Genomic DNA, 13,132 nt, shown 5'->3' on the forward strand with positions numbered 1-13,132 from the left:
AGTATGCAAACTGGTGGGCAAACGTTTGCAATTCATCATGAATCTCTTACTATCGCGGCAAACTATACCGACACCTGTTCCAAGGAAAATAGAATGCTGAAACGTAACGTAATTGCTGCTGCCATTGCAGGCATGAGCCTGTTTTCATCCATGAGTTATGCCGCACAACCCGCGGATCTCATGATCACCGACGCCATGATCCTCACCATGAACCAAGACAAAGTGGTGTATCAAAACGGCACTGTAGTGGTAAAAGAGAACAAAATCATCGCGGTGGGTGATGCGGATGTGGCAAAGCAGTATCAAGCGAAACAAGTGCTTGATGTCGATGGTGACATTGTGATGCCGGGTTTAATCAACACGCACACGCATGTGTCGATGACGGTATTTCGCTCATTAGGTGACGATGTTCCTGACCGCCTACATCGCTACATTTTCCCATTGGAAGCCAAACTGGTGTCACGCGATATGGTGCGTATCGGCGCAAACTTGGGCAACGTTGAAATGCTCAAAGGTGGCGTAACGACCTACGCAGACATGTATTACTTCGAAGATGAAGTGGCGAAAACGGTCGACCAAATTGGTATGCGCGCCGTGCTTGGCCAGAGTGTGATTCAGTTTCCTGTCGCCGATGCCAAAAACGCCGACGAAGGCATTCAATACGCCCTGAACTTTATCGACCAATACCAAGATCACCCAAGAATTACCCCAGCGTTTGCACCGCATGCGCCCTACACCAACACCACAGAAACGCTACAGAAAATCGCCAAACTCTCGCTAGAAAAAAACGTGCCTGTTTTGATTCACTTAGCCGAATCCACCCGTGAACAAGAAAAGATTGCTGAACGCGCAAATGGTTTATCGCCGGTGCAGTACATGCATCAAATCGGCGCATTGAATGCCAACCTCGTCGGCGCTCACATGATTTTGGTCGACGACAAAGACATTGAGTTAGTGAAGCAGGCCGATATGGGCGTGGCTCATAACATGAGTGCCAACATTAAGTCCGCCAAAGGCGTCGCCCCAGCCCTCAAGATGTACGACGAAAACGTGCGTATTGGTTTGGGTACCGATGGTCCAATGTCGGGCAACACGCTGAGCACCATTGATGAATTCAACCAAGTGGCGAAAGTACACAAACTGGTCAATCACGATCGTGCGGCCATGCCACCACTCAAAGTGATCGATATGGCGACCATGGGCGCTGCAAAAGCACTGCATATGGAAGATAAAATCGGTTCTCTTGAAGTCGGCAAACTGGCGGACATCATCGTTATCGATACCAAAGCGCCAAATATGGTCCCCGTTTACAACCCATACTCTGCTTTGGTTTACTCAGCCAACAGCGGCAATGTGCGCCATGCCATTGTTGATGGCAAGCTGATCATGCAAGAGCGCCAAATCAACACGGTGAATGAGGAGCAAATTCGCCAAGAAGCACAGGCCTTTACTGACATCGTCCGTAAAACCGTGCTCGACTCGGGCGAAGAGATTCGCTAACTCCGCGACGTTCTGCAGCAACAGTGTGCTCTATCTTTGGATAGGGCATACTGGCAACGCCAGTTAGGCTTTTTGCAGCAAGATCAGGAGCTCTGCGTTGTCATCCAACAGCTCAGCGATCGAGCAGTCATCCAACTCCGCCAAAAAGGCCAGCTTCGCACGATATAAGCGCTCCTTCAAACGGCATGCGGGCGTAATATGGCAAAACTCCACCGAGCAATTGACAAGATCCAATGGCTCCAAATCTCGCACAACTTCGCCAACTAAAATCGTCTTCGCCGGGCGATTCAAGCGAATCCCACCATTTTTTCCTCTTACGGTTTGAATGTAGTTTAACTGCCCCAAACGGTTGATCACCTTGACCATATGGTTGCGTGAAACACCAAATAGCTCAGTCACATCGGTGATATTGGTCTGTTCATTATCCGGCAACGACGCGAGATAAATCAGGGTGCGCAAGGCGTAATCAGTAAAGCTCGTCAGTTGCATGGTGGGCTCCTCTCTGGTGAAGAAAGTCTAAAACTTTTCTTGATTGAAAGATACATTTGAGATACAACTTTAAACATGCATTACAGATGCAACTTAAAATTAAACAAATAATCCTAATAGGAAGCCCGCTATGCTCAGCGAAAACACCATTAACATTGTAAAATCGACCGCCCCCCTGTTGGCCGAAACAGGACCAAAACTGACCGCCCATTTCTACCAACGTATGTTTGAGCACAACCCTGAACTCAAAGATATCTTTAACATGAGCAACCAACGCAATGGTGACCAACGAGAAGCGTTGTTCAACGCCATCTGCGCCTACGCCAGCAACATTGACAATCTGCCTGCACTCTTAGGCGCGGTGGAAAAAATCGCTCACAAGCACTCCAGCTTTTTGATCACTGCCGATCAATATCAAATTGTCGGCAGTCACTTGCTGGCAACCATCGATGAACTTTTCTCTCCGGGGCAAGCCGTGCTCGATGCCTGGGCTGAAGCTTATGGTGTGCTGGCGAATGTCTTCATTCAGCGAGAAGAGCAAATTTATCAAGACAACCAATCACAAACTGGCGGCTGGCGTGGCTTGCGAGAGTTTGAACTGGTCGAAAAACAGTACGAGAGTACACACATCTGTAGCTTTGTCTTCAAGCCCGTCGATGGTGGCGCTGTCGTTAGCTTCAAACCAGGACAATATTTAGGGATTTACATCAACGATGAGCAGTTTGAAAATCAAGAAATTCGCCAATACAGCTTGTCATCCTCTGTACGTCCTGATTGCTATCGCATTTCAGTGAAACGTGAAGAAGGCGGCCGAGTCTCTAACTATCTGCACGATCATCTCGACGTTGGCAGCAAAGTCAAACTCGCGGCGCCTGCCGGTGACTTTTTCCTTGATGCCGCGCCAACGGCACCAGTCGTGCTTATCTCTGCGGGTGTCGGCCTCACGCCAACACTTTCTATGCTTGAAAGCCTAACCGAGCATCAAGCGCCGGTGACTTGGATTCATGCAACTGAAAATGGCCAACAACACGCATTTAAACAACACGTCAAACAATTGGTTGAAACGCATCCGCATTTCAATTCGTTAGTTTGGTACAACCAACCAAACTCAGACGATAAAATCGGTGACGATTTCCAGTTCAGTGGATGGGTGAACCTGCATGAGATTGAAACCGTCCTCAAACAGGCAGATGTACAAGTGTACTTCTGCGGCCCTGTTGGCTTTATGCAGTTTATCGCCAAACAATTGCTTGAGATGGGAGTGCCTGAACAACAGTTCCATTACGAATGTTTTGGCCCACACAAAGTGGTTTAGCATTAAAGTAGTTTAGTATTAGAGTGCGACAAGGTTCGTTGAACTCAACCACACAAGACACAAAAGCCCACCGAGTTGGTGGGCTTTGGCATTCAAAGAGAGAAGAGTGATGACAAGGTATTACCAGAACGTATCTCGCCTTTTCGCTCGGGCGATAATATTCTCTGGCATGCGCTGCTCTAAACCTTGGCGCAGCATTGAAATTCGTTGGTGCTGACGTTGGTCAGCAGTGACTGAGTTGTAGAGCCAGCGATAGGCATCTTCGTAATCTAAAGGGCTGCCATAATCACGCAGCAGCAGTTCAGCAAGATGGATACGCGCATTGAGGTTACCCATGGCCGCCGCTTCACGAAGGTAGGGAATCGCTCTTTCTTTGTCTTGCTGCACTAAGGTACCACGTGAATAGTAGCGCCCCAGTTGCTCTAACGCTGCCGGTAGCCCTTGGTGGGCTGCGTTTTCCATGTAGTACAAGCCAAGCTCAACATCTTGGTCCACACACACACCCCACGCCAACATATCACCATAAAGGAACTCGTACGCAGGTAGGTTAATTCTCGTTGCCCGCGCCACGATATCTTCCACCAGCTGGCAGTTATCGCCGCGCACACGCTCAAGATGCCTATTTTGCTCAATCAGCTTAATAAGCTCTGCTTCGCTATAAATCGGTACAGGTGCTCCCACCTCGGCGACATTCGCTTTCGCAAATGGGGCACTCAACACCAACAGCAGCGAAGCAGCTACTGTTCGTAATTTCATATTCATCACTCTTTAATGTCTATCCTCAGCCAACGCGTCTCGTTGAAATCACAGGCTTGATAACATTATCGGCAAAAGACCACTTAGCTTTAGACAAAAATTGCCGCTTATCGGCAATAGCTTGCCACAGCTAGTATAGTTTTTCACCAGCTTGAGTGCCGTGGAAAATGACTCCCACTAGAGAATACAAAAAACCGGCCAAGAGGCCGGTTTCGTTGTCATCTGAGTTCGCGATTAAGATTCGAATGGATGAACCTTAACGATCGTTTCGTTACGATCTGGACCTGTAGAGATAATGTCTACTGGCACGCCAGTCAGCTCTTCAATACGCTTGATGTAGTTGATCGCTGCTTGTGGTAGATCTTCTAGAGATTTAGCACCAAAGGTGTTCTCAGACCAACCAGGCATGGTTTCATAGATTGGTGTCGCTTTCTCAAATGCTTCTGCCGCCATTGGAGAAACTTCAAGAATTGAGCCATCTTCCATCTGGTAAGCAGTACAAATTTTCAGCTCTTTCAAACCATCTAGAACATCAAGTTTGGTTAGACAGAAACCTGATACAGAGTTGATTTGGATTGCGCGGCGCATTGCCACAGCGTCAAACCAACCAGTACGACGTAGGCGACCCGTTGTTGCACCAAACTCGTGACCAACCGTACCTAAATGTTTACCAACAGGATCTTGTTTGTCTTTACCATCGTATAGCTCAGTCGGGAATGGACCAGCACCTACGCGAGTACAGTAAGCTTTTGCGATACCTAGAATGTAACCAATGTAACGAGGACCAAAACCAGAACCTGCTGCAACACCACCAGCGGTTGTGTTAGAAGAGGTTACGTATGGGTAAGTACCGTGGTCGATATCTAGCAGAGTACCTTGAGCACCTTCGAACATGATCTTATCGCCACGCTTGCGTGCTGCATCTAGTTCGTCAGTAACATCAATCACCATTGAAGTCAGTAGCTCAGCATAGCCTTTCGCTTGCTCAAGCACTTCTTCGTAGCTTACTGCTTCTGCTTTGTAGAAGTTCACTAGCTGGAAGTTATGGAACTCCATCACTTCTTTTAGTTTTTCTGCAAACGCTTCCATATCGAATAGGTCGCCAACACGTAGACCGCGGCGAGCCACTTTATCTTCGTACGCAGGACCAATACCACGGCCTGTTGTGCCGATCGCTTTTTTGCCGCGAGCAATCTCACGAGCTTGATCGAGTGCAACATGGTAAGGAAGAATGAGAGGACAAGCTTCAGAAATGAATAGGCGTTCGCGAACTGGAATACCGCGCTCCTCAAGAGGTTTCATTTCTTTAATTAGCGCTTCAGGTGAAAGTACTACACCGTTACCGATAACACATTTTACGTTATCGCGTAGGATACCTGATGGAATTAAGTGAAGTACGGTTTTAACACCGTCGATTACGAGTGTATGACCAGCATTGTGACCGCCTTGGTAGCGAACCACATACTTTGCATCTTCAGTCAAAAGGTCAACGATTTTACCTTTACCTTCGTCACCCCATTGGGTGCCCAGAACGACTACGTTATTTGCCATCTTTCCAAGTCTGATTGATAGTTAAAAAAGGATTCTAGCACCGAATTACGCATCTTGCAGTCATTTTTTGTGCACAGCGATCCCTACCGTTTAGTCATTCCTCAACACGGCCACTTTTGCCACCATCATATCACTGATAATATTTCACTTTATTTTCACTGCGGATTTATGCAATGTCGAACTCACTGTGGCTGGCGCTTGGGCTGGTACTGATTGTGGAAGGATTGGGGCCATTGCTGGCTCCGAGAGGGTGGCGAAATATGGTGGCACAGTTAAGTGAGCAACCCGATAATCAGTTACGCCGCATTGGAGGCTGCCTTGTCGTGGCTGGCGCTGTGATTACTTATATGATGAGCTAAGCGTCAACAGCTCAAACACGCTGACACCAATCGCCCGACACGATCTCATCCACCAACTTGCTGCTATCTTGATAGAGGTAGATCCACGCTCGCCCAAATGGCGTTTCAATGGTTTCGCGTCGATACTCTACGGGAACATCTTCTAATTTATCAAGTGCGTATAAGGTCTCATCGTCAATCAGATAGACTTCGCCATGAATGGCGCGATGACCATCCCCCAACGCGGGATAGTCTCCGAGATCGTAAAGGCGGTAATCTTGAGCGCTTTGATAACCACCCAAAAACTCGCTTTTCTCGAGATAATGATGGTTAGATTCCCCTTTGCGCAAGGTGCCATAGACAAAAACCAAATGCTGCATAACGCCTCCTTGTTATCTGCATGACGTGCGATGTTGGACCAAGTTAAGGTTTGATAGCATGTGGCGGCGCTTTAATCAAACTCAAACTGATAGAGCAAGTCAACCGCACTTTCGACGCCAGAGACCCCTTCCAAGTAGAGATCTTTCATTAAGCGGTAACGGACCGTAAACTCCCCCAACGGTTTAAAGATGCCAACACCATACTTCACCTGTAAGCCAGGCATGATGTAACCACTCACCGTCACTTGAGAATCTTCCCCCGACCCTGCGGTATCTAACTGCAGATCTTGCACGCCAAACGCTTGGCCAATTTCACCAACCACTTTGCCACTTTTCGCTAAGCTTAATCCGATCAATGCCGTAGTCATGGCACTGCCACCGCCAGATTCACCATCGATATCTTGCCCCCGAAGCAGATAAGAAAGCGCATTGGCTTGCGGCATAGCGGGTTCAGAGAATATGGAGATCTCAGGCTCTGTCGCTGGACCAGTAACCTTAACGCCAGCAATAACATCATCTTGGGTGTTTTCTGGATTGCGAATTGCCTTGATGGCGACATAAGGTTGATCCACTGGGCCATTCATCAACACTTTACCTTCTTTGATCAACAAATCTTGACCAAACGAGCGATAAGTACCGTTGACGATATTCACTTCACCAAGAATGAATGGCCCCTTGTCTTTCTGGGTCACATTGAGTTTACCAATCAATCCACCTTCAAGACCAAATGCGCTCAGCTTGAAGTCATCCCCGATCGAGATATTGATGTCCGTTTCCACATTGAATGGCATAGAAGAGGCGTTATTGAGAGGTTCCAATTGGTCATTGAGCATCACTTGATCCTTCGAAACACTGACGGCACTTGGTGGCAGCTCTTCAACCACAATGCGTCCCCATGGCAGCGCCAAGTTACCCGTCACTTTAGCCAACGTCGGATTCACTTCAATGGTCATGTCAGGGACTAACTGAATCTTGACCATCGGAGGCATGTTCACTTTCAGCGAATCTGCGTAAACACGGACTTTACTGTGCCAGTTATCCAATTGCTGCCAATTAGCATCACCTTCGACTTTCAACTCACCATCAGGTGTAACGATATTGGCATTGAGGTTGGCGTCATAGCCGGAAAATGCCACCGCCACTTTGCCTCGTTGTACATCAATCGGGCTGATATCACCATTGGCCTCAATATCATCAACCAGAAACTGACCCGTCACTTTCGGTTGTAAAGCGGATCCTTCTAGCTGTAAGTCTGCCGAAAGGAGCGCCTTTAGTGAGCTGTACTCACCCACTAATGGCTGCAGGAAGTCCAGATTAAATTGACTCAACAACAACTTTGCTTGCAGTTGAGGATCTTTTGCCTGCACATCCGCAACAGATAAACGACCACTCAAATCGCCGTTGTCTCTGACGTTGATCTGCCAGTCTGCGTTGAGCTTGTCCTGCTTTAAGTTGGCATTGAATGAGATATCATCCCAACCGAGCGTCACCGTTTGTTCAATTTTTTGCTGAACTTGCCCCGATGGCAGCGTGACAGAAAGCGTCACTTGTGGTGCGGTTTTTGGCGCCCATTTCGCCCACACATTCGCATTCACACTGCCATCAAGGTGGGTTTCCGCAGGTAAGAACATGGCAATCTGTTTGAAATCAAACTGGTTGAGCGCCAATGTCGCTTCGCCCTTTTTGCCCACATTAATATCTTGCGTAAGGCATAGACTCGACCCTTGCTGCTGCCAACAATGTGCAGCAACCGCAACACTCTGTTTGTCGATGTTGGCCGTGATCGGTGTACTCTGCTCAAGTGTCCAAGTTCCCTGTTTGGTGGTGGCAAACATACGCTCTAATGCTCCCGACCACACCATCTCCGGTTTTTGCACCAAACTGCCACTGATCGCCAAACTGGTCGAGGCAAGATCAGATGAAACATCTAAACTCAGCTGATGCTGCTTTTCGGAACCATTGGCCGAGAGCACAATCGAATCCAAGAGAGTCTCTTGGTAGCGCAATGCAGAAATATTTAGGGTAACGTCCGCTTGCGGCTGCGGCATCGGCGTAATTCTGCCAGCCAGCGACAATGTTTCAATGCTGGCTTGTTGCTGCCATTGCACTTGGCTAGCCTGCAAATCAAGCTCAATATCCGGCTCTTTTAAGGCACCACGCAAATCAATCTCACCCATCAGCACACCTGAAAGATCCGGCACACTTTTGGCTAAATCGGTGAACTTTACATCGACATCCATTGCCCAACGCTTATCAAGCTTTCCTTTTGCAGTAAGCGAATTGGGGCCATGGGAAAGCGTCAGTCTGTCTGTGTTGAGATGAATGTCACCTTTGCCACTGCGGTCTGAAGCCTGCAAAGATCCCTCAACATTAAGCGGATAACCACGAAGCAGGCCATCGATATCAAGCAAAGGCAGCGAGACTTCCCAGCCACCACGTTCCGTGAGCATCCCTTTAGTGGAGAGCTTACCACTGAGATTGCCTTCTGCTTCTGGCCACTGTAAGCCCGGCTGAATGTTGTCGAGCTGAAAATCCGCTTGCCAATGTACCGGACCTTTCCAACTAGCAAAGACTTGGCCAGCCAGCGTGCCGCCCAAGGTTTCCAAGTCCAACTTCTCCAGCTCAATCCGCTCCAGTGAGCCTTTGCCTTTTAACGCAAAATCCAGCGCCGGAATCGCTTTCCCATCCAAATGAGATTGCAGAGCGAGTTGGTAATCTTGCAACTCACCTTTGGCGGTCAAACTCGCCACATCGACATGGTAATCAGCCTCACCGACAAACGGCCATTGCGTTTTGAGTTCACTTAAGTTGACATCAAAGGGCAAACGAACCAAAAGGGGTTGCAACGACGCAGAGAGACGAGCAGATACTGGCCCCGTCAACTCACTTTCAATCGCCAAATTCGCCACACTCTGCGCCGCCTTAAACACAATATTCTGACCTTTTAAGTCACCTTCTTTCAGATCTGCGTTCAACAGCAACGTTAAAGGGTAGTCACCTTTCAGCTCCACTTTCGCGCTGGCTTGCGCATCCACTTGAGGAATATCCAGTTCTAGCGTTTTTAGCTCTACCTGATGCTTAGCAGCACGGGCTTGCAGGCCTAAATGATTGAGCGTAAACGGCGTTGCTTGATGTAAGGTAAATCTTTCCAGATCAAATCGTTGCAATACGACTTGCAGTGGAATCCACACCTCAGGCAAAACAATGTCTTGCCGTGGCTGCGCGACTGGAAGCTCTTCTTCTTTTACTTCATTACTTGGTGCAAGCGTTAGATCCACATTTTTAAAATGGGTGGGAGAAATCACTAAGCGCTCACCTTGCATGGAAAGTGCGCTGCTAAACTCACCCCAAGAAACTTGATTGCCCAACACATCGAGCTTGAAGTCTGTGAGCGCTAAACGATGCAAAAAAATCGGCACTGGTGTGCTGATGCTTTTCAGTGGTTCACTGGGTTCTTCCACACTTTCCTCTGTGGCGGGCAACTCAGGCATCGAAAAAGTCAAACCGTCTAGGTCGATATCATTAATGCAGACTTTAGGCTCCAATAAGCACTGAAAATTCATCGCCAGTGTGAACTTCCTGACAGAGGCATCCACCTTAAGATTAGGGTCGTTAAACGTCACATCCCGCAAAGTAAACTTAGGGAAAAGAGAACCTTGCACTTGACCCACTTGTAACTGCGGCAACGCTTTTTCAGCAACCCAAATCGCAGAAGTCAGTCCTGGATGGGTAAATAGCACCATGCCAATCAACGCGATCAGCAACACCAACACCGCCATCACGCCCGCAGATAGCCATTTACTCCACTTAAACACCACTCTGATCATAGCTCAGGCCCCAAAGTGAAGTGGACACGAAATTCGTCTCCCGGCTCGGCATCTAACCCCCAAGCAAAGTCCAGTCGAATTGGGCCAACCGGAGAGCCCCAACGAACACCAATCCCGGCCCCAGTCTTCCAATCGGGCGTTTCATTAAATGCATCACCGTAATCGACAAAGGCTGCGGCCCACCAGTTACCGACAAGGCGATACTGATATTCGAGCGTACTGGTGGCGATGTACTTCGCACCGGTCAAAGCGCCACTTTCATCTTTCGGCGAAATGGACTCATAACCATAGCCACGCAAGTTGTTATCACCGCCAGCGAAAAAACGTAAAGAGGGAGAAAGTTTGTCAAACTCATCAGCAATATTGGCCCCTCCTTCCAATCTCGCGATGCCACGATGATTTTCCCCCAAACTGCGAATCCAAGTCGTACGCCCTTGAACACGCAGCACACTCGTTTCGGACAGTAAGTGATCATCACCGAATTCTAAGGTGATACTCTGTTTATCTCCCCAGCTTGGCATACTTCCTCCCCGCACTCGACTGCGAGAAAAAGAGATACCCGGCAGCACAAACTGTGCGACATCATCTTGCAAACCTTGCTCATAGTTTTCAATCAAATAGCGGACGAAGACGGTTCGATGCCAACGGTTGTCTAGTAACCAATGACGTTCGACTGCAAGGTTAGACTCCAAGCTCTTAGTGTCACGACTATCCACATTCTTCATCGCATATTGAATACGATAGTAATCGTGCAACACGTCTTCCAAAGGGATCTGATAGCCAGCGGTAATAGTTTGCTCAGGCTTTGAAATCAGTAAGCTGCTATCAAAACTGTGGCCCAGCTCATTCACCCAAGGTTTTTTCCACTTGAGCGTGCCACGAAACTCAACATCGGTTGCGTAACCAATACCCGTTTCAATTTGGTTCTTCGCTTGAGGAGCAAGGCTCACTTTCATCGGCAACACGCGTGATTCATCCAACAGGGTCAAATCGGGCTCGACAAACACAGACGAGAACCAATCGGTGTTCGACAGATTTTGGTTGTACTCGCCCACTTTGGCGACAAGGTAAGGATCACCGGCTTGATAGGGTTGAAGGGAACGTACTCGGTTGTCTTCAATTTGGCTGCCCGTCACTGTGGTTTCACCAAAGTGATAACGGATGCCGCTGGCATAGTGCAGGCGCACGAAAGCACGATTGAGATCGGCAGCGACCTCTAAGCGCGCTTCCGTAAAGTCACCCTTAAAGTACCCTTTTTGTAAGGCTAAGTTGCGAATGGAGGATTTCAACGCGTCGTAATCACCATGATTCAATACCGCCCCTTGTTTCACCGGTGACTTTTCTATCAACTGGATAAAATCTTTGTCAGTGCTCGCTTCACCATCGATTTTCACATCCATGGTATCAATAGTAACGGGGTCACCCAGGGTGATATGCGCAATCAATTCTTGTTGATCAGTGGAAATTTGATAGTCGATCGTGGCGTGATAATAGCCAAGCGCGTTCAATGCACTATTGATGATAACGTCTAAACGCGACTGAAAGCGGAGCGATGTGGAATAATCCTTTTCGTCGATAGCGCTCAAATGTGCTTCTATATTATCTTCAATGGCACCACTGACCCCTTCCAAAGTTAAAGAGATCTGTGGCTCCGCAAAAAGCTTACCGGACAAGATAAGACTGACGAATAGTGGTAATACTTTTTTTATCATGTTTTAGTAAGTACAAAACGTCGGCTGAGATCGAGGCGATGCGGGTGGAATATCGTTGGAAATCAACACAAGCTACCGATAGATAAGTTGCGTTAGGCTGACGCTCTAAACTATCCTGCATTACCAGCTGAGACTTAGCTTGCAAGATAGCACCCGACCCACAAAGGAACAACCAGATTCCTTTTTTTGTTCGGACTCATATCACAGATGATTAAAAGGGAAGAGACATGCTCAACAAACAGATTCTCATTGATGCCGCACAAGCACTCAAAGGGAGAGCGACACCAATGACGGTGGAAACGGTTCATTTTGTCAATGGCAGCGACATCACCGCCCCCATCGCAGCGGGACAAGAAGAAATTCTCCTCGGCATGGGTTGTTTTTGGGGTGCAGAACGCCTGTTTTGGCAACTTGAAGGGGTAGTTTCGACCTCGGTGGGTTACAGCGGCGGCTTCACAGTCAACCCCACTTACGAAGAAGTCTGCAGCGGACAAACTGGCCACACCGAAGTGGTCCGTGTGGTGTTTGATCCTCAAGTTTTGCCGTTAACACAACTTCTAGAGAAATTCTGGGAGCGCCATGATCCTACTCAAGGCATGAGACAAGGTAACGATTTAGGCACACAGTACCGCTCGGCGATTTACACCTTTAATGAACAACAGATGGCTATCGCTCTCGCATCCAAAGAAGCGTACCAAGCAGCGCTATCCGGTAATCAACTGGCAAACATCACCACCGACATTCAACCAGCAGGAGCCTACTACTATGCAGAAACCTACCATCAGCAGTATTTAGCCAAAAATCCCGATGGCTACTGCGGCCTTGGTGGTACAGGGGTCTGTTTCCCTACTGCTTAGAGCGCTGATAAAACGCCCATTTCAGCGATCGCTTTACTGCGATCGCTCGAAAGCTTCTACTCTAGATTAAAGATCGGCTTTGGCTCTCTTCGCTGATTATGCCGCTGCTAAAGAAAGTGCCGCGATTTCCGCATTCACTTCACGATAAACCGATATCTTTTTTGCGTTGTATGTATCGGGCAACAGTACTTTTCCATTATCGAACTCAAACTCCCCGATCCCATCAATAGAAAACGATCCTTTAAAAAGGGTTTTTACAAATCGAGCCACTTGACGTGGCCGATAGACAGCAAACTCGCGCAACATAAATAACCTCAACTTCCGTATCAGTCCAATGTGACATGGTGAATCCACGCCACTCCTGCCTTTCCCGGCAATGTCTTTTTTGTCTGAGCTGTGCAAGCAAC

Annotated in this window: 11 protein-coding genes; 4 read left to right on the forward strand and 7 right to left on the reverse strand. The window is 48.1% G+C overall.

Translation table 11 applies throughout. From position 1 onward, the window contains the following. Window positions 1-93 precede the first annotated feature (93 nt). Complete coding sequence (locus tag FC652_RS09270; RefSeq protein ID WP_176298346.1) at window positions 94-1,500, forward strand: amidohydrolase; 1,407 nt, start codon at window positions 94-96, stop codon at window positions 1,498-1,500. Window positions 1,501-1,563: 63 nt separating this feature from the next. Here the strand turns inward: FC652_RS09270 and nsrR are convergent, their stop codons facing one another. Continuing rightward, window positions 1,564-1,989, reverse strand: a complete 426-nt coding sequence (gene nsrR, locus FC652_RS09275; protein ID WP_011079284.1) for a nitric oxide-sensing transcriptional repressor NsrR — start codon at window positions 1,987-1,989, stop codon at window positions 1,564-1,566. Between the two features lie 130 nt (window positions 1,990-2,119). Here nsrR and hmpA point away from each other — a divergent pair, with 130 nt between their 5' ends. Continuing rightward, the gene (gene hmpA, locus FC652_RS09280; RefSeq protein ID WP_176298347.1) at window positions 2,120-3,304 is read left to right on the forward strand and encodes an NO-inducible flavohemoprotein; all 1,185 of its coding nucleotides are present in this window, start codon (window positions 2,120-2,122) and stop codon (window positions 3,302-3,304) included. A 120-nt stretch (window positions 3,305-3,424) separates the two neighbouring features. Here hmpA and FC652_RS09285 read toward each other — a convergent pair whose 3' ends face one another. Next, on the reverse strand, window positions 3,425-4,060 hold the full coding sequence (locus tag FC652_RS09285; protein ID WP_176298348.1) for a tetratricopeptide repeat protein: 636 nt from the start codon (window positions 4,058-4,060) through the stop codon (window positions 3,425-3,427). Between the two features lie 234 nt (window positions 4,061-4,294). Then, the gene (locus tag FC652_RS09290) at window positions 4,295-5,611 is read right to left on the reverse strand and encodes an adenylosuccinate synthase (protein WP_176298349.1); all 1,317 of its coding nucleotides are present in this window, start codon (window positions 5,609-5,611) and stop codon (window positions 4,295-4,297) included. 173 nt (window positions 5,612-5,784) lie between these two features. On the opposite strand from FC652_RS09290, the gene FC652_RS09295 reads away from it, so the two are divergent. Then, window positions 5,785-5,970, forward strand: coding sequence for a DUF2065 domain-containing protein (locus tag FC652_RS09295; RefSeq protein ID WP_176298350.1), 186 nt, complete (start codon window positions 5,785-5,787; stop codon window positions 5,968-5,970). Between the two features lie 11 nt (window positions 5,971-5,981). Here FC652_RS09295 and FC652_RS09300 read toward each other — a convergent pair whose 3' ends face one another. From FC652_RS09300 to FC652_RS09310, 3 genes are all read right to left on the reverse strand, one after another. Further along, window positions 5,982-6,329, reverse strand: a complete 348-nt coding sequence (locus FC652_RS09300; protein ID WP_176298351.1) for a gamma-glutamylcyclotransferase — start codon at window positions 6,327-6,329, stop codon at window positions 5,982-5,984. A 71-nt stretch (window positions 6,330-6,400) separates the two neighbouring features. After that, window positions 6,401-10,156 carry a translocation/assembly module TamB domain-containing protein gene (locus tag FC652_RS09305; RefSeq protein ID WP_176298352.1) on the reverse strand — a complete coding sequence of 1,252 codons (3,756 nt, stop codon included), beginning with the start codon at window positions 10,154-10,156 and terminating at the stop codon, window positions 6,401-6,403. After that, the gene (locus tag FC652_RS09310; protein WP_176298353.1) at window positions 10,153-11,868 is read right to left on the reverse strand and encodes an autotransporter assembly complex family protein; all 1,716 of its coding nucleotides are present in this window, start codon (window positions 11,866-11,868) and stop codon (window positions 10,153-10,155) included. Before FC652_RS09310 ends, FC652_RS09305 begins: the two co-directional genes overlap by 4 nt. 227 nt (window positions 11,869-12,095) lie before the next feature. Here FC652_RS09310 and msrA point away from each other — a divergent pair, with 227 nt between their 5' ends. Further along, window positions 12,096-12,725, forward strand: a complete 630-nt coding sequence (msrA, locus tag FC652_RS09315; RefSeq protein ID WP_176298354.1) for a peptide-methionine (S)-S-oxide reductase MsrA — start codon at window positions 12,096-12,098, stop codon at window positions 12,723-12,725. A 96-nt stretch (window positions 12,726-12,821) separates the two neighbouring features. Here msrA and FC652_RS09320 read toward each other — a convergent pair whose 3' ends face one another. After that, entirely contained in the window at window positions 12,822-13,031 is a 210-nt protein-coding gene (locus FC652_RS09320) for a DUF1107 domain-containing protein (protein WP_176298355.1), read from the reverse strand. Between the last annotated feature and the right edge of the window lie 101 nt (window positions 13,032-13,132).

Origin of the sequence: Vibrio sp. 05-20-BW147, assembly GCF_013369385.1 — a bacterium.
In the GTDB taxonomy this organism is placed as follows: domain Bacteria; phylum Pseudomonadota; class Gammaproteobacteria; order Enterobacterales; family Vibrionaceae; genus Vibrio; species Vibrio floridensis.